Annotated in this window: 25 protein-coding genes and 1 pseudogene; 20 read left to right on the forward strand and 6 right to left on the reverse strand. The window is 62.0% G+C overall.

The genetic code is table 11. The features are described 5' to 3' along the window. Positions 1–41: 41 nt before the first annotated feature. Positions 42–1196: a CaiB/BaiF CoA-transferase family protein gene (locus tag HNR03_RS31145; protein ID WP_259158216.1), complete on the reverse strand. Its 1155-nt coding sequence runs from the start codon at positions 1194–1196 to the stop codon at positions 42–44. 195 nt (positions 1197–1391) lie between these two features. Between HNR03_RS31145 and HNR03_RS31150 the strand changes: the two genes are divergently transcribed. From HNR03_RS31150 to HNR03_RS31190, 9 genes are all read left to right on the forward strand, one after another. Next, a complete protein-coding gene (locus HNR03_RS31150; protein WP_259158219.1) occupies positions 1392–4202 on the forward strand; it encodes a LuxR C-terminal-related transcriptional regulator in 2811 nt (936 codons plus the stop codon). A gap of 257 nt (positions 4203–4459) precedes the next feature. Further along, the gene (locus HNR03_RS31155) at positions 4460–5620 is read left to right on the forward strand and encodes an acyl-CoA dehydrogenase family protein (protein ID WP_259158220.1); all 1161 of its coding nucleotides are present in this window, start codon (positions 4460–4462) and stop codon (positions 5618–5620) included. A 27-nt stretch (positions 5621–5647) separates the two neighbouring features. Then, positions 5648–6832: a lipid-transfer protein gene (locus tag HNR03_RS31160; protein WP_259158223.1), complete on the forward strand. Its 1185-nt coding sequence runs from the start codon at positions 5648–5650 to the stop codon at positions 6830–6832. A 29-nt stretch (positions 6833–6861) separates the two neighbouring features. Next, entirely contained in the window at positions 6862–7302 is a 441-nt protein-coding gene (locus HNR03_RS31165) for a MaoC family dehydratase N-terminal domain-containing protein (protein WP_259158226.1), read from the forward strand. A 14-nt stretch (positions 7303–7316) separates the two neighbouring features. Continuing rightward, the gene (locus HNR03_RS31170) at positions 7317–7733 is read left to right on the forward strand and encodes a MaoC family dehydratase (protein ID WP_259158227.1); all 417 of its coding nucleotides are present in this window, start codon (positions 7317–7319) and stop codon (positions 7731–7733) included. 30 nt (positions 7734–7763) lie between these two features. Then, complete coding sequence (locus tag HNR03_RS31175) at positions 7764–8588, forward strand: SDR family NAD(P)-dependent oxidoreductase (RefSeq protein ID WP_259158230.1); 825 nt, start codon at positions 7764–7766, stop codon at positions 8586–8588. Positions 8589–8653: 65 nt separating this feature from the next. After that, positions 8654–9298, forward strand: a complete 645-nt coding sequence (locus HNR03_RS31180; protein WP_259158235.1) for a TetR/AcrR family transcriptional regulator — start codon at positions 8654–8656, stop codon at positions 9296–9298. Further along, positions 9295–9942, forward strand: coding sequence for an SDR family NAD(P)-dependent oxidoreductase (locus HNR03_RS31185; protein ID WP_259158236.1), 648 nt, complete (start codon positions 9295–9297; stop codon positions 9940–9942). Before HNR03_RS31180 ends, HNR03_RS31185 begins: the two co-directional genes overlap by 4 nt. 84 nt (positions 9943–10026) lie before the next feature. Further along, a complete protein-coding gene (locus HNR03_RS31190; protein ID WP_259158238.1) occupies positions 10027–11613 on the forward strand; it encodes an arylsulfatase in 1587 nt (528 codons plus the stop codon). A 78-nt stretch (positions 11614–11691) separates the two neighbouring features. Here the strand turns inward: HNR03_RS31190 and HNR03_RS31195 are convergent, their stop codons facing one another. Together HNR03_RS31195 and HNR03_RS31200 are read right to left on the reverse strand one after the other, a co-directional pair. Next, positions 11692–13035, reverse strand: a complete 1344-nt coding sequence (locus HNR03_RS31195; RefSeq protein WP_259158240.1) for a sensor histidine kinase — start codon at positions 13033–13035, stop codon at positions 11692–11694. After that, positions 13032–13691 carry a response regulator transcription factor gene (locus tag HNR03_RS31200; protein ID WP_259158241.1) on the reverse strand — a complete coding sequence of 220 codons (660 nt, stop codon included), beginning with the start codon at positions 13689–13691 and terminating at the stop codon, positions 13032–13034. Before HNR03_RS31200 ends, HNR03_RS31195 begins: the two co-directional genes overlap by 4 nt. Before the next feature lie 132 nt (positions 13692–13823). Here HNR03_RS31200 and HNR03_RS31205 point away from each other — a divergent pair, with 132 nt between their 5' ends. The 6 genes from HNR03_RS31205 to HNR03_RS31230 all read left to right on the forward strand — a co-directional run bounded on the left by HNR03_RS31205 (position 13824) and on the right by HNR03_RS31230 (position 19874). Then, on the forward strand, positions 13824–14147 hold the full coding sequence (locus HNR03_RS31205; RefSeq protein WP_259158244.1) for a PepSY domain-containing protein: 324 nt from the start codon (positions 13824–13826) through the stop codon (positions 14145–14147). A gap of 91 nt (positions 14148–14238) precedes the next feature. Next, positions 14239–14709: a DUF2271 domain-containing protein gene (locus HNR03_RS31210; protein WP_259158245.1), complete on the forward strand. Its 471-nt coding sequence runs from the start codon at positions 14239–14241 to the stop codon at positions 14707–14709. A 25-nt stretch (positions 14710–14734) separates the two neighbouring features. Beyond that, positions 14735–16915, forward strand: a complete 2181-nt coding sequence (locus HNR03_RS31215) for a PepSY domain-containing protein (RefSeq protein WP_259158247.1) — start codon at positions 14735–14737, stop codon at positions 16913–16915. Continuing rightward, positions 16899–17864, forward strand: coding sequence for an FAD:protein FMN transferase (locus HNR03_RS31220; RefSeq protein WP_259158249.1), 966 nt, complete (start codon positions 16899–16901; stop codon positions 17862–17864). The genes HNR03_RS31215 and HNR03_RS31220 overlap by 17 nt, the downstream gene beginning before the upstream one ends. 50 nt (positions 17865–17914) lie before the next feature. After that, complete coding sequence (locus HNR03_RS31225; RefSeq protein WP_222587400.1) at positions 17915–18616, forward strand: VIT family protein; 702 nt, start codon at positions 17915–17917, stop codon at positions 18614–18616. A 190-nt stretch (positions 18617–18806) separates the two neighbouring features. Beyond that, positions 18807–19874, forward strand: coding sequence for an ArsO family NAD(P)H-dependent flavin-containing monooxygenase (locus HNR03_RS31230; protein WP_259158252.1), 1068 nt, complete (start codon positions 18807–18809; stop codon positions 19872–19874). A gap of 34 nt (positions 19875–19908) precedes the next feature. Here the strand turns inward: HNR03_RS31230 and arsN2 are convergent, their stop codons facing one another. Further along, positions 19909–20370: an arsenic resistance N-acetyltransferase ArsN2 gene (arsN2, locus tag HNR03_RS31235; RefSeq protein WP_259158254.1), complete on the reverse strand. Its 462-nt coding sequence runs from the start codon at positions 20368–20370 to the stop codon at positions 19909–19911. Between the two features lie 258 nt (positions 20371–20628). Here arsN2 and HNR03_RS31240 point away from each other — a divergent pair, with 258 nt between their 5' ends. Genes HNR03_RS31240 through phnE form a run of 4 tightly spaced genes read left to right on the forward strand, consistent with a single transcriptional unit; the run spans position 20629 to position 23859 of the window. Next, positions 20629–21480 carry a putative selenate ABC transporter substrate-binding protein gene (locus HNR03_RS31240; RefSeq protein ID WP_259158256.1) on the forward strand — a complete coding sequence of 284 codons (852 nt, stop codon included), beginning with the start codon at positions 20629–20631 and terminating at the stop codon, positions 21478–21480. Continuing rightward, positions 21477–22274, forward strand: a complete 798-nt coding sequence (locus HNR03_RS31245; protein WP_259158258.1) for a phosphonate ABC transporter ATP-binding protein — start codon at positions 21477–21479, stop codon at positions 22272–22274. Before HNR03_RS31240 ends, HNR03_RS31245 begins: the two co-directional genes overlap by 4 nt. After that, positions 22268–23095 carry an ABC transporter permease gene (locus tag HNR03_RS31250; protein WP_222587403.1) on the forward strand — a complete coding sequence of 276 codons (828 nt, stop codon included), beginning with the start codon at positions 22268–22270 and terminating at the stop codon, positions 23093–23095. The genes HNR03_RS31245 and HNR03_RS31250 overlap by 7 nt, the downstream gene beginning before the upstream one ends. Then, a complete protein-coding gene (phnE, locus tag HNR03_RS31255) occupies positions 23092–23859 on the forward strand; it encodes a phosphonate ABC transporter, permease protein PhnE (RefSeq protein WP_222587404.1) in 768 nt (255 codons plus the stop codon). The genes HNR03_RS31250 and phnE overlap by 4 nt, the downstream gene beginning before the upstream one ends. Positions 23860–23864: 5 nt before the next feature. Here phnE and HNR03_RS31260 read toward each other — a convergent pair whose 3' ends face one another. Continuing rightward, the gene (locus tag HNR03_RS31260; protein WP_259158260.1) at positions 23865–24317 is read right to left on the reverse strand and encodes an Lrp/AsnC family transcriptional regulator; all 453 of its coding nucleotides are present in this window, start codon (positions 24315–24317) and stop codon (positions 23865–23867) included. Positions 24318–24400: 83 nt separating this feature from the next. On the opposite strand from HNR03_RS31260, the pseudogene HNR03_RS31265 reads away from it, so the two are divergent. Continuing rightward, a pseudogene (locus HNR03_RS31265) lies at positions 24401–24669 on the forward strand (LysE family translocator); the annotation flags it as partial. Positions 24670–24676: 7 nt separating this feature from the next. Here HNR03_RS31265 and HNR03_RS31270 read toward each other — a convergent pair. Continuing rightward, on the reverse strand, positions 24677–26035 hold the full coding sequence (locus HNR03_RS31270; RefSeq protein ID WP_222587406.1) for an MATE family efflux transporter: 1359 nt from the start codon (positions 26033–26035) through the stop codon (positions 24677–24679). Positions 26036–26291: the final 256 nt, after the last annotated feature.

Genomic DNA, 26291 nt, shown 5'->3' on the forward strand with positions numbered 1-26291 from the left:
GCGCTGCGGTGATTTTTTAATGGTTTTCAGAGGGGCCGTTGTCAGGCTTCGAGGCCCAGGCCCAACTCACGCAGACGTTCGATCTCCACCGCGTCGAACCCCCAGTCGCGCAGCGCATTGTGGCCGTGCTCACCGCGCTGCGGCGCCGGTCGCGGCTGCGCTGAAGGCGTGCCCAGAAATCGCGGGGCCGGAACCGGTTGCACGACGCCGTCGACCTCGATGAAGCTGCCCCGCGCACGGCTGTGGGGATGCACGCTGGCTTCGGCAAAACCCAGCACCGGTGCGACACAGGCGTCGCTGCCTTCGAAGGCTTCGGCCCACTGATCGCGGGTCCGAGTGAGGAAGGCCGCGGTGAATGCTTCGCGCAGCGCTGGCCAGCCTGCCCGGTCGTGTTGACCGGGCAAGCCAGCGTCTGCCAGACCGAGGATTTCCAGCATTTGCACGTAGAAACGCGACTCGATCGGACCGATCGACATGTGCTGCCCGTCGCGGGTTTCATAGGTGTCGTACCAGGGCGCGCCGCCGTCGAGCAGGTTGCTGCCGCGCTGTTCGTTCCAGTGACCGCCGGCCAGCAAGCCCCAGATCACCGAACCCAATTGCGCCGCACCTTCGGTCATCGCCGCATCGACCACTTGCCCGGCCCCGCCGCGCTGCACATTGACCAACGCCGCCAGCACCCCCATTGCCAGCAACATGCCACCACCGCCGTAGTCGCCCACCAGATTCAGCGGTGGCACCGGACGACCACCGGCCGGGCCGATGGCGGACAGCACGCCCGACAAGGCGATGTAGTTCAGATCATGGCCGGCGCGATCAGCCATCGGTCCGGTCTGGCCCCAACCGGTCATGCGTGCGTAGACCAGAAGCGGGTTGCGTGCCAGGGCCACGTCGGGCCCAAGGCCGAGGCGCTCCATGGTTCCGGGGCGAAAGCCCTCGATCAACACGTCAGCGCGTTCGATCAACTCCAGTGCTGCAGCGACACTTTCCGGCTGTTTCAGATCAAGCGTCACCGAGCTTCGGTTGCGTCCGGTAATGTCCTTGCGCTTGCCTTCGAACTTGGGGCCCAGGTCACTCGCGGCGACAGGACGGTCGATGCGCACCACGTCGGCGCCCATGTCAGCCAGCAGCATCGTTCCAAAAGGCGCCGGGCCGATTGCCTCAAATTCCACCACGCGAATGCCGCTCAGTACGCCCATCGATACCTCTCCACTGGTCTGTCGGAGCGCCAGTCAGCCCTCCTATCTTGTCCCTCCAGTAAAACAAGGCCGATGGCAGCGACCACCACCCGCATCGGGTGGCGTTTGCCAAACACAGGGCCATGACGTTTAAGCTGTGCGTTACACTCGATTGGATTCAATGCACGCCCATAACAAAAAGATTCGGACAGCCCCATGGACAAACCCCGCAAGTCCAACGCCTCGGACACGCCCGCCAGCCGGGTCTTGAATCCGTCACAGTCGCCGATTGTCAGCACCAAGCTGATACCGCCGCGCAGTGCCGGACGCCTGATTTCCCGCGAGCGCTTGCAGGATCAGATGCTCAAGGCGCGCCGCCAGCGCTGCATCGTGCTCAAGGGGCCGGCCGGCTGCGGCAAGACCTCGACGTTGATCGCCTGGCGTCAGGCGCTGTTGCCGTTGGGTTTCGATGTTGCCTGGTTGACGTTGTCGGCCGATGACAATGAACTGACGCGCTTTATCGACTACCTGCTGGCCAGTCTTGGCCAGATCGACCCGGACCTGGTTCGCGAAGCCACCCAACTGGAAGGCCGTGGCATCGACAGCGAGGCGGTGGAACGGACGATCATTACGCTGGTGCGCAGCATTGCCAGTCGCACCCGGGAACTGGTGCTGGTGCTCGACGACCTGCACCATTTGACCGATGTAGGTATTCATCAGGCCCTGCAATGGCTCATCGATTACGCACCGGCCAATCTGCACCTGGCGCTGGTGTCACGCAGCACGGTGCCCTTGTCGCTGGCGCGGTTGCGCAGTCAGGAACTGGTACTGGAATTGAACCTGCGGGATTTGCGCTTTACCCCGGTTGAATCCGAACAGTTTCTCAAGGCGCAACTGGGCGAGATCAACGCCCGTGACGCCAAGCACCTGCATGAGCTGACCGATGGCTGGGTGGCCGGACTGCAATTGCTCGCCGTCAGCCGCAAAAAGAATCGCCCGGCGGCCGCTTCCGACCCGATACAGGTACGGGACGATCAGGCGTTCGCCCGGTTTTTCGAGGTCGAGGTGCTGTCGCATCTGTCGCCGACTGACCTGGACCTGATGCTGCTCATGGCCGTCTGCAACCGCTTTTGCGCGTCGTTGTGCGCGACCCTCAGCGGTAATCCGGAAGCCGTCCGCGAGGCCAACGCCCTGCTCGCGCGCCTGGAGCGGGACAACCTGTTCCTGATCCCGGTGGACAGCGCCGGGCGTGAAACCTGGTATCGCCTGCACCCGTTGCTGCGCGAAACGTTGCTCAAATATTTCGATTCGCGCAGCCAGGCTGAACAGCACTCGGTCCATGCTCGGGCATGGGCCTGGTTCCGTGACCATCAGCACCTGGATGAAGCGGTGCACCACGCGGTCATGGCCGGCGATCCGGATGCCGCCGCCGACCTGGTGGAGCAACACGCCGAATCGCTGTATGCCCACGGCGACCTGCGCATGCTGATCGAGCTGGTTCGACTGCTGCCCGTCGAGCAGGTGCAGGCGCGGGTGAAGCTGCGCATTCTCAAGGCGCGGATGCAACTCTATGCCCGGGACTTCACGGCTTGCGCCAACAGCCTCGATCAGTTGTTCCACGACGTGCCGGACAGTGAAGTCCATGACCGCTTCATGATCGCGCTGCTACGCGCGTCCCTGGCGCTGCAACGCGATGACACGGAGGCGGCGATGACGGTCCTGCCGCAGTTGCTCAACCCGCCGCCGGGCAGCAACAGTGTGGCCATCGGTTCCTGCGCCAATATCCTGTCCTGGCTCTACATGCACCGGGGCGAATACGAAAAGGCGCGACAGGTGCAGCTCGACCGACCGGCGTTGCTGATCAATGGCGAGCCCTTTCTGGGGACATCGGCTGGCAGCTTGCAGGGTCGTTGCATGATTGGCTTGAGTCATGCCCTGGAAGGCCAGATGAAGCAGGCGGAACGGGTTTACCGCGACGTGATGCATGAAGCTGCGCATTGCGGCAAAGCCGGTGCCGACGCGACTTACCTCTCTGCGGCGTTGCTGGGCGAGGTGCTTTACGAGACCAATGATGTCGACGCGGCGTTCAAACTGCTGTCGGGCTGGATCGACATTCTGGAGCGGATTTCGATTCCCGATTCGGTGCTGCGCGTGCTTCAGGTGCTGTGGAATGTGCAATGGCTGGCAGGCAACCATCAGGAAGCCATGGCGTTCATCGAGCGGCTCGACGAATACGCGATCAAGCTCGGCCTGGACCGCCTGCAAGCGTACTGCCTGACGTGGCAGGTGCGATGGCTGCTGATTCTCGGTGAGCCGACGCAAGCCCAGGCCAAACTGGCGCGCCTGGAAGCCATCGATGCGCGCCATCCCGATGCGGGGCAAACGGCGCTCAAGGAAATTCACATCCTGACCGAGAATGCCCGGGCGCGCTGGCAGATTCACCTGGGCGACCTGGACGGCGCGTTAAAGCGCATTGAACAACTGATCGAAACCTGTGAACTGCACCGCCGCCAACTGGGCACGGTGCGCCTGCTGGTGCTAAGTGCGGTGATCGAATCCCAACGCGGCAATCAGTCCGCCGTGCGGGACAAAATCATCGAGGCGTTGCGACGCGGCCAACGCTTCGGTCTGTTGCGCAGCCTGCTTGATGCCCACCCGGATGCGCTGCAACTGATCTCGGACATCGCCAGCAAAGAAACCCTCGACCCGGTGCTGGCGTTCTATGTCGAGCGCCTGCAGGAAGCCCAGGTCACGGCCGCCGTGCCGACCGGCAGGCCCGTCCCGGCCACGGCGGGCAAACCGCTCGCTGCCGGCATGGAGCCGTTGAGCGAACGGGAAGTCGAAGTTGTGCGCTTGCTCGCGCAAGCCCTGCCCAACAAGAAAATCGCCCGCGCCCTGGGACTCTCCCCCGAAACCGTTAAATGGCACCTGAGCCACATCTACAGCAAACTCGGGGTCAACAGCCGCGACGAAGCGGTGGCGCGGGTGCGCGATCTGGAATCGCAGGACTCCAGCACTCACCCCTGATCTCTCAGCCAGACACAACCCCTGTGGGAGCGAGCTTGCTCGCGATATCGGTGCATTAGTCGACATCACGGTTGGCCTGTCACCCCGCCATCGCGAGCAAGCTCGCTCCCACAGGGGAATGTGTTGCTTTCTGATCCGTGATTTTCTCCCCGCCACCCACCTCGGGTGGCGTTCGGGCCGGGCCTTGCGGCCTATCGTAACCCTCAGTTCAAAGGCGCAACTCGCGCCTTGCGCAAGCGGCGAAAAGCCGCCGGCCTATGATCATTGAGGAGTCTTGCGTGCCTATCGCCCGAACCGTTTTCCGCGACGACCATGAGATATTCCGCACCACCGTGCGCCGTTTTTTCGAGCGTGAATGCCTGCCGCGTCAGGCGGCCTGGGATCAAGCCGGTCAGGTCGACCGTGAAACCTGGCTCAAGGCCGGCCGCGAAGGGCTGCTCGGCATCACCCTGCCCACTGAGTACGGCGGTGGTGGCGGCGATTTCGGTCACTGCGCGGTGTTCAACGAAGAGTTCGCCCGGTCCGGCGTGAGCGGCCCCTACTTCGGCATGCACTCCGACGTTATTGCCCCTTACATCAACCGCTGCGGCAACGACGAACAGAAACAGAAATGGCTGCCGGGCATCTGCACCGGCGAGATCATCCTGGCCATTGCCATGACCGAACCCGGCACCGGCAGCGACCTCAAGGCTGTGCGCACCAGCGCCGTGCGCGACGGTGACGAGTACGTGATCAATGGCAGCAAGACCTTCATCAGTAACGGCCTGACCGCTGACCTGGTGATCGTCGTGTGCAAGACCGATCCGGCCGCTGGCGCCAAGGGCATCAGTCTGATTGCCGTGGAAGCCAGTCGCGCGGGTTTCAAACGCGGTCGCAAACTGCATAAGGTCGGCCAGCATGCCCAGGACACCGCCGAACTGTTCTTCGACAACGTACGCGTGCCGGTCGGCAATCGCCTGGGCGAAGAAGGCCTGGGCTTCACCTACCTGATGGGCGAGCTGCCGCAGGAGCGCTTTTCCATCGCCGTGTCCGCCGCCGCCAAACTCGAGCGTCTGCTGGAGCAAACCGTCGACTACGTGAAGGACCGCAGAGCCTTCAATCAGACCGTCTGGGACTTCCAGAACACCAAGTTCAAGCTCGCCGACATCAAGGCCCAGGCCACCGCCCTGCGCGTGATGGTCGATTACTACCTGGGCGAACACATGCGCCGGCGCCTGACCCTGGAAGAAGCGGCGATCGCCAAGCTCTACACCACCGAAACCCTGTGGAAATGCATCGACGACATGGTCCAGCTGCACGGCGGCTACGGCTACATGATGGAGTACCCGATTGCCCGCGCCTTCGTCGATATGCGCGTCAACCGCATCTACGGCGGCACCAGTGAAGTCATGCGCGAATTGATCGCGCGCAAGCTCTGACCCTCAAAAACAAAAAGGTAAAACACAATGAGCCATAAGGTATTCGTTGCTGGCGTCGGCATGATCCAGTTCAAGAAACCGGGGACCAATGAGTCCTACGACGTCATGGGCGAACAGGCGATTCGCCAGGCCCTGGCCGACTCGGGCCTGGACTTCAATGACATCCAGCAGGCCTACGCCGGCTACGTCTACGGCGACTCGACTTGCGGTCAGAAAGCCCTGTACCGCGTGGGCATGACCGGCATCCCGCTGATCAACGTCAACAACAACTGCGCCACCGGTTCCAGCGCGCTGTTTCTCGCGCGTCAGGCGGTGCAAAGCGGCGCCGTGGAGTGCGCCCTGGCGTTTGGCTTTGAACAAATGAACCCAGGGGCATTGAAGTCCGCCTGGAGCGACCGTGCTCCGGCCACCGAGCGCGCCCTGCGACTGGCCGATGAATTGATCGGCATGCCTGAATTGCCTAACGCGATCCGCCAGTTCGGCGGAGCCGGCTACGCGCACATGCAGAAATACGGCACCCAGCTCGAAACCTTCGCCAAGATCCGCGCCAAGGCCAGTCGTCACGCGGCGAACAACCCGCTGGCGGTGTTCCGCAACGTGGTCAGCAGCGAAGAAGTGATGGCGGCGCCGATGCTCTGGGAAGGCGTGATGACCCGCCTGATGGCGTGCCCGCCGACCTGCGGAGCCGCTGCTGCAATTGTGGTCTCCGAAGCCTTCGCGAAAAAACATGGCCTGCGCACCGACGTGCTGATCGCCGGCCAATCCCTGACCACCGACCTGCCCAGCACCTATGACGCCATGGACATGATCCGTGTGGTCGGTTTCGACATGACGCGCATGGCCGCCGACATCGCCTACAGCCAGGCTGGCATCGGCCCCAAAGACATCGACGTGATCGAATTGCACGACTGCTTCGCGCAGAACGAACTGCTGACCTACGAAGGCCTGGGCCTGTGCAACGAAGGGGGCGCCGAGCAACTGGTCAACGACGGCGACAACACCTACGGCGGCAAATGGGTCACCAACCCGTCCGGCGGCCTGCTCTCCAAGGGCCACCCGTTGGGCGCTACCGGCCTGGCTCAATGCTACGAGCTGACTCACCAATTGCGCGGCACCGCCGAGCAACGCCAGGTGCAGGACGCGCGCATCGCCGTGCAGCACAACCTCGGCCTGGGCGGGGCCTGCGTGGTGACCGTGTACCAGAAAAACTGACGCGCCCGGTATTCAAAGGAGCCATTGCGATGATCGACAAGAAACACATCGGCCGACAACTGCCGACCTTCCTCGCCACCGCCGAAGCTGGGCAACTGCGTTTCTTCGCCAAGGCCATCGGTGAAACCAACCCGATCTACTTCGACGAACAGGCGGCGCGCGACGCCGGCTATCCCGGTCTGCCACTGCCGCCGACCTTCCTGTTCTCGCTGGAGTTCCAGATCCCGTCCAACGCCTGGCGTGACGAACTGGGCATCGTTACCGCCCGCATCCTGCACGGCGAGGAATCGTTCCGTTACCACCGCATGGCCTATGCCGGCGACACGCTGCGCTTCGATGTGCGCATTGCCGACATCTACGACAAGAAAGGTGGCGCGCTGGAATTCGTGGTGCGTGAAACCCGAGTCACCAATCAGCACGGTGAGCACGTCGCGGACCTGCGCAGCGTGCTTGTGCAGCGCAACGGCTGAACAGGAGAACACTGATGAATGCCATAAGCCTGGAAAAAATCAACGTCGGCGACACATTGCCGCCACTGGCCCTGCCGCCGATCAACCGCACCACGCTGGGCCTGTTTGCCGGCGCGTCGGGGGATCACAACGCCATTCACATCGACACCGATTACGCGCGCCGGGCCGGCATGGCCGACGTGTTCGCCCACGGCATGTTGTCGATGGCCTACCTCGGCCGCCTGCTGACGCAATGGGTCGATCAGCGTCAGTTGCGCGAGTTTGGCGTGCGCTTTCTCGGCATTACCCACCTGGGCCACCAGATCACCTGCACCGGCACTGTCGTCGATCGCTTCGATGTCGATGGCGAACAACGCATCAAGGTCGAAGTGCGCACCACCAATCAATATGGCGAAACCAAGATTGTTGGCGACGCCGTCATCGCTCTGTAAACAAACCCAAGAATTGAGGAGCAACACCCCATGGCAAAACTTGAAGGCAAAGTCGCACTGGTCACCGGTTCCGGTCGTGGCATCGGTCAACAAATCGCGCTGAAACTGGCGAGCGAAGGCGCGCGCATCGTGATCAACGACCTGGACGCCGACCCGGCTCACGAGACCGCTGAAATAATCCGCAAGCTGGGTGGCGAAGCCGCCGTCTGCCACGGCAACGTCAGCGCCCCGGACTTTGGCGAGCGTTACATCAAGACCGCCATGGACAGCTTTGGCAGCATCGACATCATCGTCAACAACGCCGGTTACACCTGGGACGACGTGATCCAGAAGATGACCGATGAGCAGTGGTACGCGATTCTCGACTGCCACATGACCGCACCGTTCCGCATCCTGCGGGCGGCCTACCCGATCATCAAGGCCCAGGCCCAGGCGGACGCCGCAGCAGAGCGTGAAGTATTCCGCAAAGTGGTCAACATCTCATCGGTTTCAGCCCTGAAGGGTAACGCCGGGCAGATGAACTACTCCTCGGCCAAGGCCGGTGTGCTCGGCATGACCCGTGCACTGGCGCGTGAATGGGGCCGTTTCAAGGTCAACGTCAACGCCGTGGCATTCGGGTTCATCGAAACCCGCATGACCAGCGCCGATGCCCATGCTGGTGCCACCGTAAGCATCGAAGGCCGTGACATCCGTGTCGGCATCAGCCCGGAGGCGGCCAAGTCGTTCGCCCAGCGCAACCCCTTGGGTCGCCCGGGCACCGTGAAAGAAGCAGCCGACGCCGTGTACCTGTTCTGCTCGCCGGAATCGAACTACATCACCGCGCAAACCATCGCTGTCGCCGGCGACCTGCAATAAGCAGCGTGGTGAGGGAGCTGGCTCCCTCACCACCGCTTGAGCTTGATGACCGCAGGATCAAACCCATGAACATAACTGAAATCAACATCCGCCTGGCTGCCATCAAACTGATTTCGCGCAACGGCTATGAGTCGATGAGCCTGCGCCAGCTCGCGGCGGAAGCAGGCATCAACGCCTCGACGTTGTACATCTACTACAAAGGCAAAAGCGAACTGCTGCTGGAACTGATTCTGGAATACCTCCAGGGGCTGTCTCGGGAGTGGGCACGCTGCCGTCCGAAAACCGCCACCGCCGACGTCATGCTACGCACCTTCATTGCTTGCCATGTGCGCTATCACCTGGAACATCAGGACGAAGCCATGCTTGGCAACCTGGAGTTCAGAAGCCTGGGCGAAGAGGACCTGGAGCAGGTGCGCCAGGCCCGGCGGGTGTACCTGAAAACCTTGCAGGAGTTGCTTGAACAAGGGGTCAAGGAAGGATCACTCAGCTGCGCCGAACCGAAGCTGATGGCGCGTACCCTGTTCAACATGCTCACCCACGCCTGCGTCTGGTATCAGGCCGATGGTAGTTGGGGCATCGACGACGTGATCCGGCATTACTCGGAACTGGTGATGAAAATGCTCGGCGCCGCCCCCACGGCATCGCCTCGGCTGGCGGTCCCGCGTACCGTGATCAACCGCCGCGCTGCGCCGATGGAGGTGCGCCCATGACAGACCTCATGCAGCCCTTCTCCATGACGGGGAAAACCGTTTTGGTCGCCGATGCCGCTACCCGCCTGGGCGCCCATTTCGCTCGACTGATCAGCGCTGCGGGCGCGCGCGTGGCCCTCGGCACGCAGCACCCTTCGCAATTGGAACAACTGGCAGCGGACCTGCGCTGGGACGGCGCCGATGTCATGATCGTCGCGCTCGACAGCGCCCGGCGCCAGAGCATTGAAGCGGCGCTGGATGCCGTGCAGGCGCGCATGGGCAGTGTCGATGTGCTGATCAACAACAGCGCCGAGCGCGAACATACTGCCCTGAACAACCACATTGTCCATTGCACCAGCCTGCACATGATTCGGGCCGAGCGTGGGGGCAGCATCGTCAACATCGACCCACCGCCTCGCCCCATCAGCGAACCTAACCCGTGCCTGCGCCCCAACAGCAGCCTGATCCGCATGAGCCGCGCCATGGCCCAGTCGCTGACGCCCCACCGCATTCGCGTCAACGTCATTGCCCCCGGTCAAGGCCAAGGCGCGGGTTTGCAAGAACTCAACGGCCCTTTGTTGTTGCTCGCCAGTGGAGCGGGCGCCAGCGTGACCGGCGCCGTGTTGCATGTCGATGGACCGGACCGCAGTTGCCACGCCACCTGATACGGGTGGCGTGCTCCGGTTGACGACGCTCGAACATGGGTGTCGGTCGCTCTTCGCGACGCCCGTCAACAAGGAGCCAGTCAGATGACTCGCATAACAAAGTGGCTGCCGAAACTTGCCCTGGTGGCGGCTTCGGTCCTGGCGATTTCGGCAACAGCCGGGGCCGCTGAAAAACCCAACATCCTGGTGATCTTCGGTGATGACATCGGCCAGACCAACATCAGCGCCTATTCGATGGGCGTGGTCGGCTACAAGACCCCGAACATCGACCGGATCGCTCATGAAGGCATGCTCTTCACCGATTACTATGCGGAAAACAGCTGCACCGCCGGACGCTCGTCCTTCATCACCGGTCAGACGCCACTGCGCACAGGCCTGAGCAAAGTCGGCGTACCGGGCGCACCGATCGGTATCCAGAAGCGCGACATCACCATCGCCCAGGCACTCAAGTCACAAGGTTATGCGACCGGTCAATTCGGCAAGAACCACCTGGGCGACAAGGATGAATTCCTCCCGACCAACCACGGTTTCGACGAGTTCTTCGGCAACCTCTACCACCTCAACGCCGAAGAAGAACCCGAGCGGCCGTACTGGCCCAAGGACGACCCCGATTTCGTCAAATCCCGGACCCCGCGTGGCGTGATCCACAGCTACGCCGACGGCAAAATCGAAGACACCGGCGCGCTGACCGCCAAGCGCATGGAAACCATCGACGACGAAACCACCGCCGCCGCCCAATCCTTCATCGAGAAACAGGCCAAGGCGGACAAGCCGTTTTTCGTCTGGATGAACACCACGCGCATGCACCTGTTCACCCACGTGCGCGATTCGATGAAGGGCCAGAGCGGCATGCCCGGCAACGAGTATGCAGACGGCATGCTTGAACACGACGGTGACGTCGGCAAACTGCTGAAAACCCTCGACGACCTGAAAATCGCCGACAACACCATCGTGGTCTACACCACCGACAACGGTCCGAACCAGTTCTCCTGGCCGGACGCGGCGACCACGCCGTTCCGCAATGAGAAAAACTCCAACTGGGAAGGCGCTTACCGGGTGCCGGCAATCGTGCGCTGGCCGGGCAAGATCAAGGCCGGTGAAGTCTCTAACGAGATGTTCTCAGGCATGGACTGGTTCCCGACGCTGATGGCCGCCGCCGGCGACACCAGCGTGAAAGACAAACTGCTCAAAGGCTGGGCACCCACTGCCGGCGGCAGCAGTTTCAAGGTGCACCTGGACGGCTACAACCAATTGCCCTACCTGACCGGCCAACAACCGAAAGGCGAACGCCGCGAGTTCTACTACTTCAACGACGACGGCGTGCTGGTGTCCATGCGTTACGACAACTGGAAAGTGGTCTTCGCCGAGCAACGCGAACCCGGTGGTTTTACCGTGTGGAGCAGCCCGTTCGTGCCGCTGCGCGTGCCGAAACTGTTCAACTTGCGAATGGACCCTTACGAGCGGGCAGACATCGTGTCTGACCAGTATTACGACTGGACCGTGAAGAACTCCTACCTTCTGGCCGCCGGCGTGGCCAAAGCCGCGAGGTTCTTGCAGACCTTTATCGAGTACCCACCGAGCCAGAAACCGGCGAGCTTCAGCATCGACCAGATTCGCGCGGCAGTGGATGCGAAGATCGAGGAAAAGGCCAGGGCTCAGGCCAAACCGTAAGGCGTGGCTGCCGCCCTCCATAAGGGCGGCAAACACTCAGGACTCTGCCCGAGGTGCGTCCCAAACTCGCCGCGACGTTCAGCGTTCGACCGTCGACGCGAGTGGAAACCACACGCAGACTTCAAATCCCTCCTGCCGTCCCGTTGCTGGCGATACCAGACGTATCGTGGCGTTGACCCCCTGTGCAATGGTTTTGGCAATCGCCAACCCCAATCCCGAACCGCTGGTGTCACTGTTACCCCGCACAAATCGCTCGGTGAGACGCTGCAAAATCGGCTCCGGCACGGGCGGGCCACCATTGACCACACGCAGCAGCGCCTGGTCGGTGAGGCTGACTTCGACCGGTTGATCCGTGGCGCCGTACTTGAGCGCATTCTCGATCAGGTTGCGCAACAGGATGGCGAAGGCGTCCGGATCAATCGTCGAGTAAACGCTGGTCTGGGTGGGCAGTTGCAATGCGATCCGTTGGCCGCTGCTGTGGTTCCACTCATCGACCACATGGGCCAGCAACGGGATCAGGTCCTGAGGCGTTTCGGACAACAGCCCGCCGCCCTCGGCCTTGGCCAGTTGCATGAGTTTTTCCGAGAGTCTGGTCAGTTCGCGCAACGAGTTTTCGATTTTGGTCGCACGTAAGCGCAGCGGACCTTCGGGCGCTTCGTGACGCAAGCGCTGGATTTGCGCCAGGGTCGCGGCCAGTGGCGTGCGCAGTTCATGAGCGCTGTTGGCGGTAAAGCTGCGCTCGGCTTCCAGGGTTTTGCGCAAGCGCTCCAGCAGATGATTGACCGCCTCGGCCAACGGGGCGATTTCCGCCGGCAGGTGCGTCATGGTGATCGGCGACAGATCGCCCACACCGCGGGCCTCCACGGCACGACGATAGGCCAATACGCTGCGCAGGCTGATGCGCACCAGCATCCAGGTGCCGAACAGACTGATGGGGATCAGGGCCAATAACGGCAACAGCAAGGCAACCAAAGCTTCCCGCGCGGCTTCACGGCGATGTTCCAGAGGTTCGGCGATTTCAATGAACACCGTCTCACGTAACGCACTGGCGCCATACAGACGGTATTTTTCGGTGGTTGAGAAACCTTCGGCAGGTTGCGAGCGGAAGATCTTTGGCTCGGCGTCATGAGACTGCATCAGGATCTCGCCCTTGGCATCGCGCACCAGATACGTCAGGTATTCCTTGTGTATTTTCAGGGGGGCGACGTGCTGAGCAGCACGGGGACTTTCGCGGTTGCTGATTTCCAGCACGGCCAGAGGCAGGATGCGCTGCGCGGTCTCTTCCAGCGCACTGTCGAACGCCTCGTTCAATTCATGTTGCACCACCAGCCAGGCGCCGACGGTCGCCGCCAGCCACAGCAAGGTCATGCCCAGCGTCAGTCCCAGGCCGAGGCGTTTTTGCAGGCTTGACGACGGCTTCATGCGGACATCAACCGATAGCCCATGCCGCGCACGGTTTCAATCAGGTCGCGCCCGAGCTTTTTACGCAGCCGGCTGATGTAGACCTCGATGGTGTTGCTCTCGATTTCGGCGCCAAAGGCATACAGCCGTTCTTCAAGCTGTGATTTGGACAGCAGCGCGCTGGGACGCTGCACAAACGCCTCGAACAGTGCCCACTCGCGCGCGGTCAGGTCCACCGTCGCACCGGACCGCGACACCGTGCGGGCACTCAGGTCGACCTGCAAGTCGCCGAGTCTGATCTGCGGATTGGGGTTGCCGCTGTAGCGCCGGGCCACCGCCGCCACACGGGCCGAGAGCTCGAACAGGTCGAACGGCTTGACCAGGTAGTCGTCGGCGCCGGCGTTGAGGCCGGCGATACGATCGGAAATCTGATCCTGGGCCGTCAGGATAATCACCGGAGTCACGTTCCCTGCCGATCGTTGTTGATGCAAAAAATCCAGCCCGCGACCGTCCGGCAGCATCAGGTCGAGCAGGATCAGGTCGTAAGGCGTGGTGCGCACGCTGTTGCGCGCATGGTCCAGGCGTTGCACCCAATCGACCGCATGGCCGTCATCGGCGATCTGTTCGCGCACCGCCTCCCCCAGACCCAGTGCATCTTCGACCAATAAAACCCGCATCGGGCACCTCCTGTGATGGTTGTCGTACGGCACCTTAATCGCCTTACCTGACGTGAATCTGAAGATTCAGCTGGTTGTCAGGAATGCACCTTAGGGTATGCCACAGACGCCACCTTCGGCTGGAGACAGATCATGAAAACAGGTTTTATCGCCAATGCCGCGCTGTTGAGCCTGCTGCTCAGCGGTTACGCCCTGGCCGATGACGATTGCAGCGACCCGGTGAGCGACTGGCAGCCGCGCGAAACCCTGCGTCAGCAGGTGGAACGGCAATACGGCTGGAGCGTGCAGCGCATCAAGGTCGACGACGGCTGTTACGAGCTCAAGGGGCTGGACCGCAAAGGCAACGCCATTGAAGCCAGCTACTCACCGGCCTCGCTGCGCCTGCACACACTCGAGATTCATTTTCGCGACGATGGCGATGCCAGGGATTACCTCGGCAGTCCACTCACCGAATGACGTCCCACTGTCGATGGTTTTTTCCTGCGTTTCAGGTTGCTGTCAGCAAGCAGGTCCAGGCTCTCGACCTAACGATCAAAAGGATATCTCCATGAAAAAGATCATCGCTGCAACTTGCCTTGCTGGTGCCATTGCCCTGCCGGGGCTGGCCCAGGCCCGTGAAGTGACCCTGACCACACAGCTCAAGGACTACAGCGGCAATGATGCGTACCTGGCGATCTACGTCACCGACGCCGCTGGCCACTACCAGAAAACCCTCTGGGTGGCCGGCAAGAAGGCCAAATACTACAAGCACCTGGGCGACTGGGCCCGTGGCAGCGGGATGAACCCGAGCGAGTTCGATGGGGTCAGTGGTGCCAGTGTCGGCAGCGGGCGCACGCTCAAAGTCAGCGTCGAACTCGCAGATACGCTGATCGATGCCGGGTATCAAATCCGCATCGATAGCGCCGTCGAGGATAAACGTGAAGCCCACGCTGATGTCAGCGTGCCCCTGACGTCCAAGGGCGCAGGCAAGCCGGCGGCCGGCAGCACCTACGTCGATTCCTTTACTTACGATCTGTAGCACCTGCCCACTCTGGAGGCTGAACATGCTTCGCCAGTTCCATTCCCTGCCCGGCTTGATCGCCGCCCTGTTGGTCATGCTGTTGGCCATCAGCGGCGCGGTGCTGTCCATCGACCCGGCCCTGGAACGCCTGCACAGTACGCCCACCACCCAAGGACAACTCAACGTCGGCCAACTGGCCGGACGCGTCGCCAGCCACTTTCCGGGCGTGGAGCAGATCCAGCGCACAGCGTCCGGCACAGTGATCGTCTACTACAACCAGAACGGTCAGGCCGGGGCTGAAAAGGTCGACCCATTGACCGGCCAAGGCCTCGCGCCGTACGCGCCATCGGCATTCTCCCGCTGGGTCAAAGAGCTGCACCGTTCACTGTTCCTTGGCTCGCCAGGCCATGGGGCGTCAGGGGTTGGCGCTCTGTTCATGCTGATACTGTCGGTGTCCGGCGCGCTGTTGCTGGCCCGACGGCTGGGTGGCTGGCGCAACCTGCTGCGGCCACTGCGCGGCACGTTCAGCCAGCGCTGGCATGCCGAAGTCGGGCGACTGGTCATGCTCGGACTGCTGCTTTCAGCATTGACCGGGCTCTATATGTCCGCCACCAACTTTGGTTTTATCGCCGATGGCAGTCAAAGTGAACCCGCCTTCCCTGCCCACGTCAGCACCGGCCCGGCCTTGCCCGTGGCGAGCCTGCACGCCTTGCAGGCCACCGACCTGAATGACCTGCGCGAACTGGTCTACCCCAGCCCCGGCAATCCTCAGGACGTGTTTTCCCTGCGCACGGCCCAGGGTGACGGCTATGTGGATCAGGCCAGCGGTGCCTTGTTGTCCTATCAAGCCCACGACTCGATGCGCAACCTCTACGAATGGATCTATCGGCTGCACACCGGCGAAGGCCTCTGGTGGCTGGGTCTGCCGCTTGGTTTGTGTGCCCTCGGTGTGCCGTTGATGAGCGCGACCGGCATTCTCTTGTGGTGGCGCCGCCGCAAGGCCGGCCCGAAGATCCGCCACAACAGCCCTGCCCACTCAGCCGACAGCGTGATTCTGGTGGGCAGTGAAAACAACAGCACCTGGGGCTTTGCCAACACCTTGCATGAAGCCTTGCACCAGCGCGGCCATCAAGTGCATAGCGCAGCGATGAATGAATGGAGCGGCGATTACCGCCATGCCGAGCGGGTATTCATCTTGACCGCGACCCACGGTGACGGCGATGCACCCGCTTCGGCTTCGCAGTTCCTGAAGCGACTGGCTGACACCGGGCTCAAACCCGGCCTGCCCTTCGCTGTGCTGGGCTTGGGCGACCGCCAGTTTGCGCAGTTCTGTCAGTACGCCCATCAGGTGCAGGATGCGATGGTGCAGGCCGGGGGCTCGCCTTTGCTGGGACTGGAAACCGTCAACCGCCAGTCCTCCCAGGAATTTGCTCGCTGGGGCCACGCCTTGGGCGAAGTATTGGGCCACGACCTGACGCTGGTTCACACCCCGCAGCAGCCACGTACTCATCTGTTGGCGCTGACAGAACGCATTGCCTATGGCGAACAGGTTAACGCGCCGACTCATGTGCTGCGCTTCAAGGCGCCCGGCGAGCTGCCGGAGTTTCTGGCCGGCGACCTGGTGGGGATTCTGCCCCCGGGCAGCCCTGTCCCGCGCTTCTATTCGTTGGCCAGCGGTTCGCAGGACGGTGTGCTGGAAATCTGTGTGCGTAAACACGACGGCGGCATGTGCTCGCAGTTTCTTCATGACTTGAACATCGGCGGGCAGATCGAAGCCTTTATCCAGCCCAACCCGCAATTTCGTCCAGCATCGGGCGCGCAGCCGGTGATCCTGATCGGCGCCGGTACCGGCATCGGTCCGCTGGCGGGTTTTATCCGCAACAACAAGGCCCGACACCCGATGCACCTGTACTGGGGCGGGCGCCACCCGGCGTCGGATTTCCTCTATGAACCGCAGCTCAACCAGTATCTGGCAGACCGGCGCCTCACAGCGCTGCGCGCCGCCTTCTCTCAGGTTCAGGACCGCAGCTACGTGCAAGACCGGCTGATCAGCGATGCCCTGGCCTTGCGCCGACTGATTGAAAAAGGCGCCCAGGTGTTGGTGTGTGGAAGTCGCGAAATGGCCAAAGGTGTGATGCACGCCCTGGATGAAGTGTTGGCGCCTCTCGACCTGAGTGTGCTCACCCTCAAGGCACAAGGACGCTACCGTGAAGACATCTACTGAGTTGCAGCGCTACAGCCTGAATGGCGAAACCATGGGCACCCGCTACACCGCCCTGTTCTATGCCGGCCCCGGGATCGATACCGACGAGGTTGGCCAGCGCCTGGCGCACGCCGTGGCCCGGGTGGACCAGCAAATGTCCACATGGAAAGACGATTCTGACCTCAACCGCCTCAACGCCGCCCCCGAGCAGGAATGGGTGTCAGTGCCCAAGGAACTGTGCACCGTGCTGTCTGCTGCATTGCGTGTGGGTCAGCAATCCGACGGCGCCTTCGACATCGCTGTCGGTGATCTGGTTAACGCCTGGGGGTTTGGTCCTGGGGAACAGACCATCACCGAGCAAGGCACCGTGCCGCCGGGCGCCCGGCTGCTGGCCAGCGCAGCGTTAATGGTTGACCCGCAACGCAATCAGGCGCGCAAACGCGGGCCACTGAACCTTGATTTGAGTGGGATCGCCAAAGGCTTTGGCGTTGATGAGCTGGCGCGTTGCCTGGAGGATTTGGGCATCACCCGCTACCTGGTTGGTATCGATGGCGAGATGCGCGCCCGGGGCGTAAAACCGGACGGCCAATGCTGGGCCGTAGCCCTGGAAAAGCCCAATCGGGGCGTGCGTGAAGTGATGGGTGTGATGGAACTGAGCGACGCCGCAATTGCGACATCCGGGGACTATAGGCACTGGGTCGATGTGGCCGGGCAATCCTATGCTCATACCATGAACCCGGTCACCGGGGCCCCGCTGTGCAACCGACTGGCCGCCGTCACAGTAGTAGCCGCCTCGTGCATGCTCGCCGATGCCTGGGCCACGGCGCTGATGGTGTTGGGTGAAACCGAAGGCCCACGCCTGGCTCAGGCGCGCGGGATGGACGCGCTGTTCGTACTGCGCGAAGGTGATCAGTTCAGAGAGATTTCCATTGTCGGCGGCCACTTGCAGGCGCAGATTGAAAGCCGCTGACACCCTGACCGGGCGGCAGGACCGCCTACTGACAGTGAGTCCGTTCAACAATGAAATTCATGCACCGTCACACCGAGGCACACCGAAGCGATCGTATCGGCTGGCTGCGCGCCGCCGTCCTGGGCGCCAACGACGGGATTGTCTCGACCGCCAGCCTGCTGATCGGCGTCGCAGCCGCCAACGCCACTCATGCCACCTTACTGGTCACTGGAATGGCAGGGCTGATCGCAGGCGCCATGTCCATGGCCGCGGGCGAGTACATTTCCGTGCACTCCCAAGCCGATACCGAGCGAGCCGATCTGTCCCGCGAACGGGCAGAACTGGCGAGCGACCCGAAAGCCGAACACATCGAACTCGCCAACATCTACATGCATCGCGGCGTATCCCCCGAACTGGCGCATCAGGTCGCCGATCAATTGATGGCCCATGACGCACTGGGCTCCCACGCCCGGGACGAATTGGGCATCAGCGCCACCCTCACCGCCAAACCCTTGCAGGCTGCCATGGCCTCCGCCGCCAGTTTCGTGGTGGGTGCCGCGTTGCCGCTGGCCGTGACATTTTTCGCGCCGCAGCAGAGCGTGGTGATGTGGATATCGGCCATGTCGCTGGTATTTTTGGCGTCACTGGGCGCCATAGCCGCCAGGGCGGGCGGAGCCAAGGTGTTGATCGGCGCTTGGCGCGTGACATTCTGGGGAGCACTGGCAATGGCAATCACGGCACTGGTGGGGCATTTGTTTGGCGCGGTGGTTTAGCGGATGTGTCCATCAAAAAAGGGCGCTTACCAAGGAGGCGGACGCCCATGCCGACGACATCGCTCACGTTCAGCGCAATGCTTACCTGAGGCGGAAACTATCGTTTTAAGCCGCCGGCTTGAGCAACATCAACAAACCTTTTTTCCGCCTGGGTTACCCTAGCGTGACGCTCGCTCCCCAAGGACTCTCCATGTCTGTCACCCGCACCGAAGTGGATGTCGCCATCATCGGCGGTGGTCAAGCTGCGCTGGCCGTGGCCTATTTTCTGCGCCGAACCGGACGTTCCTTTGTGATCATTGATGCCGAAGACGCGCCGGGTGGTGCCTGGCGGCATGGTTGGAATTCGCTGCGACTGTTTTCGCCCTCGACCTGGAGCTCCATCGCCGGCTGGATGATGCCGCCGGTCACGAACGGCTATCCAGGCCGCGACGACGTACTCGATTATCTGCGCAAGTATGAACAGCGTTACCAGTTTCCTACCGAGCGACCCTATTGGGTGAACGCTGTGGAGCGGCGGGGCAATCACCTGCAAGTCCGGGCCGGGGACCGCACCTGGCAAGCCCGCGCGGTGGTCAGTGCGACGGGCACCTGGCGTAATCCCTTCCTGCCACACTACCCCGGTAGTGAAACATTTACCGGGCAGCAACTGCACTCGGCCCACTATGTCGAACCCGCGCCGTTTGCCGGTAAAAAGGTACTGGTGGTGGGCGCAGGAAACTCCGGGGCGCAGATCCTCGCCGAAGTCTCCACGGTGGCCGACGCTACTTGGGTGACCCCACAGCCGCCGCAGTTTCTCGCCGACGATGTCGATGGCCGGGTCCTGTTTGAACGTGCCACTGAACGCTGGAAAGCTCAGCTGGCTGGCATCACCATTGAGCAACCTGTCGGCGGGCTGGGGGACATCGTGATGGTTCCGTCAGTCGTCGAAGCTCGCGAACGCGGCGTGTTACACGCTGTCCGGCCGTTCCTGCGCTTTACCGAGACCGGCGTGGAATGGGCTGATGGATCGCAAACGCCGGTAGACGCCGTGATCTGGTGCACCGGGTTCCGCCCGGCTCTCGCCCACCTGGAAACCCTGGGGGTGTGCACTGGTGAGGGACGCGTCGCCGTCGACGGTACGCATTCCATTGAAGAGCCGCGCCTATGGCTGGTGGGATATGGCGACTGGACGGGGGCCGCCTCCGCAACGCTGATCGGTGTCACCCGCACGGCCCGTAGCACCGTTGAGGAAATCGAGCAGTTTTTAAAGCAGCACTGAGGCGTGGGATATCCACCGTCGTCTACGTTGCACGTCACTCTGGGGTATTGCCGTTGGTGACTTGCACCGGTAACGTTTTTCGAAGGTAACTCGCCGATGCGGGGCATAAATTTTTGAACTGCTCTGTTTGGCGGATAGCGGTGGGCGCCATCTGCCGGTCGAACCGTTCATAGCCATTGACGGCAAAAAAACCAGCAGCGCCTTGGGTCAACAAATGCAGGCGAAGCGCCCCCTGGGCAGACGCACATTGTTCCAGCGCCAGCAACACCGTCCTGCCCAGCCCCTCGCCACGCCGGGCCTCACGCACCACCATTGAACGAAGCAACATGTCAGGCGCCGCGCCTTCCAGCCCGCCGAAAGCCACCCATTGGCCTCGCACTTCAAAACGATAAAAGCGCCGCCCTGGTTCACTGATATCATCGCAAGGCAAATTCGCCCGGCGAAGCGCCTCGCGCAGCGAATCCAGATCGTTTTCACCAACCTCAATCATCTGCATAACCCACTCCGTTGAAGTCTTTCAGGCATTCAAGGCTAGCAGGCATTTCGGCTCGTTCCCGTGTTCGCCTGATGTTGCCGACATCGCCAGGAGCCTGATCCACGCCGCGCATATACATCCTGTTGCAGTGAGGGCTCTGCAATCAGGCCAAAAGCCGTTAGCATCGCTGCGTTTCGTCTAACCTCACAAAGCGCCATGCAGTCATCTGCCTGTGTCCGGCGCATCGAATTCCATCCGTTAATGCACCGGAGAACTTCCATGCTCAAGCGTACCCTGGCATTGACTGTCAGCTTGACCCTGTGTTTTTTCACCCTGCTCTCGCAGGCCGCCGACACCCTTAAAGTCAGTGCGATTCCCGATGAAGCGCCGACTGAACTGCTGCGCAAGTTCAAGCCGCTGGGTGAGTATCTGGAGCAAAAGTTAGGCATGAAAGTCGAGTTCGTGCCCGTCAGCGATTACCCGGCCGTGGTCGAGGCGCTGGCCACTGACCGAATCGACTTGGCCTGGCTGGGCGGTTTCACGTTCGTGCAGGCGCGTTTGAAAACCGGCAACGCCATCCCGCTGGTGCAGCGTGAACAGGATGCCCAATTCACCAGCAAATTCATCACCGCCGACCCCAACGTCAAATCCCTCGCCGATCTCAAGGGCAAGACCTTTGCCTTCGGCTCGGTGTCGTCCACCTCGGGTAGCCTGATGCCGCGTTATTTCATGTTGAAGGAAGGCATCAAGCCGGAAACCTACTTTAGTCGCGTTGGCTACTCCGGCGCGCATGACGCCACCGTCGCCTGGGTTCAGGCCGGCAAAGTGGACGCCGGTGTGCTGAACGCCAGCGTGTGGGAAAAACTGGTCGCCGCCGGCAAGGTCGACACCAATAAGGTCAAGGTGTTTTCGACCACCCCGGCCTACTTCGACTACAACTGGACGGTGCGTGGGACTCTCGACCCGGCGCTGGCCGCCAAGATCAAAGCGGCCTTCCTGGCGCTTGATCCGGCAAACCCGAAGGACAAGGAAATCCTCGACCTGCAGGCTGCCAGCCGCTACATCGAAACCAGCCCTGAAAACTACAAGGGCATCGAAGAGGCTGCACGCGCCGCCGAACTGCTGAAATGACATTGCACCTGACCCAGGTCAGCCTGACCCACGCCAACGGTGTCGAGGCGCTGCGTGACGTGGACCTGCACATCGGCGCCAACGAACAGGTCGCTATTATCGGACCGTCAGGCGCGGGCAAGTCGAGTTTGCTCAATCTGCTGGCCACCGCCCTGCGACCGGGCCACGGCGAGCTGCAAGTGCTGGGCGAGCGAGCGTGGCAGCTCTCGGCCCGTCAACGTCAGCGCCTGCGTGCGCGCATTGGTCTGATCCATCAGTCGCCGCCCCTGCCACCGCGACAGCGCGTGGTCACGGCGATTCTGGCCGGCAAGCTGGGTCAGTGGGGTTTGGGCAAGAGCCTGCTGAATCTGCTGTATCCGCTGGACATTCCCGGCGCACGCGCGGCATTGGTGAAGCTGGACCTGAGCGACAAATTGTTCAGCCAGTGCCAGCAACTGTCCGGTGGGCAATTGCAGCGCGTGGGCATTGCCCGGGTGTTGTACCAGGCGCCCGAGGTGTTGCTGGCCGATGAGCCCGTTTCGGCGATGGACCCGGTACTGGCCGAGCACACGCTGTCAGTGCTCTGCCGCCATGCCCGGGAACACAACGTCACGTTGGTGGCCAGCCTGCATGCGGTGGAGCTGGCGCTGGCGCATTTTTCGCGGATCATTGGCCTGCGTGACGGACAGATCCTGTTCGACCTCCCAGCCAGCGCCGTCGACCGCGAGCGCCTCGACGCGCTCTACGCCAACGAGCAGCTGCAATCCTCACCGGTGCCTGCCACCCACTTGAGTGTGCAGATTCCGCGATGCTGACGTCTGACACCCGCGACCCCGCCGCCCGCCCTCGCCTGTTGCTCACCCTGCTGGCGATCGCCCTGCTGTGGCCGGGCATTCACTACAGCGAACTGGACTTGCGGGTGCTGATCGCCAGTGACAGCCAGAGCGAAATGGGCCGATTCGTCTCGGCCTTCTGGCCTCCGGCCCATGGCGAGGAATTCATCCAGATTCTGCTGCAAGCCACCTTGCAGACACTGGCCATCGCTACGGCCGGCATGGCCCTGGCGTTGCTGCTGGCCATTCCTGCCAGCCTGTTGGCCAGTCGGGCGCTGTCGCTGTCTGCGGCCTCACGTGCCGGTCGTCCGAGCTTTTGGGGGCAATTGCTGCGATGGCCAGTACGCGGCTTGCTGATTTTTTTGCGCAGCGTGCCGGAAATCGTCTGGGCGCTGCTGTTCGTGCGCGCTGTCGGTCTGGGTCCGACGGCGGGGGTTTTAGCGATTGCGATTACCTACAGCGGCATGCTGGGCAAGGTTTACGCGGAGATTTTCGAGTCGGTCGACCAGCGTCCGGCTCACGCGCTGTTACGGTCCGGCAGTGGGCGGCTCGCGGCGTTTTGCTACGGGATCCTGCCCAATGTCTCCGCGGAGCTGCTGTCGTACACCGTGTACCGCTGGGAATGCGCGATCCGCGCTTCGGTGGTGATGGGCTTCGTCGGCGCGGGCGGGTTGGGCCAACAAATGGACCTGTCGCTGCGCATGTTCGCTGGCGGTGAAGTGGCCAGCCTGTTGCTGACGTTCCTGGTGCTGGTGCTGTTCGCCGACCAACTCAGTCGCCTGCTGCGCTGGAGGCTGGCATGAATCGTCTGTTCAACTTACTGCTGGTCCTCGCCATCGGCATTGCGGTCGTGGCTTCCTTCGGCTACTTGAGCATCGACCTCGGCGAGCTGGGGAGCAGCGGCAACTTGAAGCAAATGGGCGCCTATGCGCAACGCTTTCTCAGCCCGGACCTGAGCGCAGGACACCTGCAAGCCATCGGCCACGGCGCCTTGGAAACCATCGCCATGTCGGCCCTTGGCACCTTGCTCGCGGCGGTATTCGGCCTGCTGTTGGCCTTGCCCGCCGCCGGACGTTTCGGCTGGCCGTTGCAGAGCGCCTCGCGCCTGGTCCTCAACGCTTTGCGCGCGGTGCCGGAACTGGTCTGGGCCGCGTTGATGGTGCTTGCCGCCGGGCTCGGCCCGAACGCCGGCACCCTTGCACTGGCGCTGCACACTACCGGCGTACTCGGCCGGCTGTTCGCCGAAGCACTGGAAAACACCCCGCCAGAACCGGCTGACGCCATTCGCTTGCAGGGCGGCAACGCCGTCTGGGCGTTTTGCTACGGCACCCTGCCCAACCTCTTGCCACAGCTGCTGGCCTACATCCTGTACCGCTGGGAAAACAACATTCGCATGGCCAGCGTGCTCGGCTTCGTCGGTGCTGGTGGCCTGGGGCAAATGCTCTATGTCAGCCTCAGTCTGTTCCAGGAAGCGCAAGCCAGCACGGTCATACTGGCCATGCTGTTATTGGTTTTGGCCGTCGATTCATTGAGCAGCTGGAGCCGTCAGCGCTGGGTCAACGCCTGAGTGCGTTACAGCGGTAAAGGCCGGTCCTGCACCACCCGTTTCATCACCAGCGTGGAGGTCAACCGCTGCACATTGGGCAAGGTCGACAGGCTCTCATCGTAGAGCCTTTGAAAGGCCGGCAGATCCTGGGCGACCACGTGCAGCAGGTAGTCCGGTTCACCAAACAATCTTTGGGCATCGATCACCTGAGGGATGTCAACGAGGGCCGTCTCGAACGCCTCGACGGCTTGTCGGTCGCCTTCACGCAAGGTAGCAAACACCAAGGCCGAAAAATTCAGGCCGACGGCGCCGTGGTCCAGTTGAGCGCGGTAGCCCAGTACAACTCCTGCATCTTCCAGTGCGCGAACTCGCCGATGGCAAGGGGAAAGGCTAAGTCCTATGCGCTCGGCGAGGTCGGTGACCGACAGCCGGCCATCCTTTTGAAGCTCAGAAAGAATCTTCCGATCAATCCTGTCCATTTAGAAGAATCTCCTTTTGTGCTGCATTTTCGTGATGATCTTTGAAAGAAAAACCCGGTTGTCTTGTCAGTGCTGACGGTGGCGGGCTGAACCCGAAAGTGTTCTTGCTGTTCCTCGCACTATTGCCACAGTTCGCCGACGCCGCCGCGGCTTGGCCAGTGCCGATGCAAATGGTGGCACTGGGGCTGGTCCACCCGGTCAGCTGTGGCGTCATTTATCTGTTGGAGGGCTTTGGCTCCCAGGCAGTTTTGCAAGCGCGGCCCGCCGCTGCACCGTGGGTCAGAAGTATTTCCGGCGCGCGATGATAGTTATCGCGGTGATTTTGCTCATCGAGCAGATGGCAAGCACTTAGCGAGCGCCTAGACCAACCGCTCGATCTTCTGATGCTGCCAGACCATTTTGTAATACGCCGTCTGCAACAGCAGCATCCCCAGATACGCCACTGGAAACGCCATCCATACGCCCTGCAACCCGAACTGCCCGTCGAGCACATACGCCACCGGCAACTGCACGCCGACCACGCAAAATATCGAGATCGCCATCGGCACCAGCACCGAGCCGCTGGCACGCATGATGCCGCCGACAATCGCCTGGAAGCCGAACACCAACAGACTCCAGAGCATGATGTGCAGCAGGTGCTCCGCTTTTGCGCGGGTGGTGTCATCAGTGAGGAACAACCCCAGTAACCAGTGCGACAACAGATACCCCAACACCACCAGGCCACCGGTCAAGCACACGTTGATCAACAACCCCGTGCGCAAAATCGGCCCCATGCGCTCCAGCCGCCCTGCCCCGATCGCCTGCGCGCCAAGGATCGACGCAGTGATCGCAATCGACAACGCCGGGAACTGCACGTAATTGACGATCTGGGTCACCGCACCATAGGCCGCTGTCGCTTGCGAACCGTGCTGATTCACCAACGCCAGAATCACCAGTTCCGAGACCGACAACACCACCATCTGCAAGCCGGTTGGCAAACCGATACGCAGCACCTTGCCGAGAATCACCAGGTCCAGGCGCATCGCCGCAAACATCTCCCGATCGGGCGCCAACGGATGGTCCTTGCGAATCAACCGCCACGCCAGCCACGCCATCGCTGACAAGTTACCCGCCAACCCGGCATACGCCGCGCTCTGAATCCCCATCATCGGCAACCCGAACCAGCCCCGAATCAACGCCGGCGTCAGGGCCAACCCGATGCACGTCGACACCACCAACGCCACCAACGGCGACACCGTATCGCTCACCCCGCGCAGTAACTGGGTGAACAGCACGTAGACCAGCAACGAGGGCATGATCCACATCATCACGTGGGCGTAGGACACAGCGTCATCGAGTACATCCGCCGGCGTGCCCAGGCCTTGCAGGGCAGATCTGGCGAAAATACTGCCGAGGATTGCTGCTGTCAGGCCGATCATCGCGCCTAGCAGTAGCGTTGTACCGGCGATGGTTTTTACCAGATGCGGTTCACGCGCGCCCCAGGCCTGTCCGATGAGCACGCCTGCGCCCGCGCCGAGGCCGATGACCAAGGCGATGAAGAAGAAGACGATCGGGAACATGCCGGAGACGGCTGCGAGCGCCTGGGTGCCGAGCATTTGGCCGATGTAGATGCTGTTGATGGTGCCCGACATGGATTGGAGGAAATTGGAGAGAACCATGGGGGCGAGGAAAAGGAGGTAGGTTTTCCAGAGGGAGTGTTGGGTGGTAGGGGTTTGCATTGAGGCTCCGTCTCGGGTGTGGGCTCGCGGTTTGCAATTCTACGCCAGGGAGTCGGCCATAATCTCCGCCACGCGGGTAATGGCGGTGATTTTCGATGGGAACAGAGGCAAGGAGCAGTAACCAGCTGGCGTAAACCCGGCAGCTGCCGGACATTTTTCTACGGGCAAAACAAAACCCCTACCTGCATACGCAGATAGGGGTTTCGGAATTTAATCTTGACGATGACCTACTCTCACATGGGGAAACCCCACACTA

Source organism: Pseudomonas sp. JAI111, from assembly GCF_024809425.1.
In the GTDB taxonomy this organism is placed as follows: domain Bacteria; phylum Pseudomonadota; class Gammaproteobacteria; order Pseudomonadales; family Pseudomonadaceae; genus Aquipseudomonas.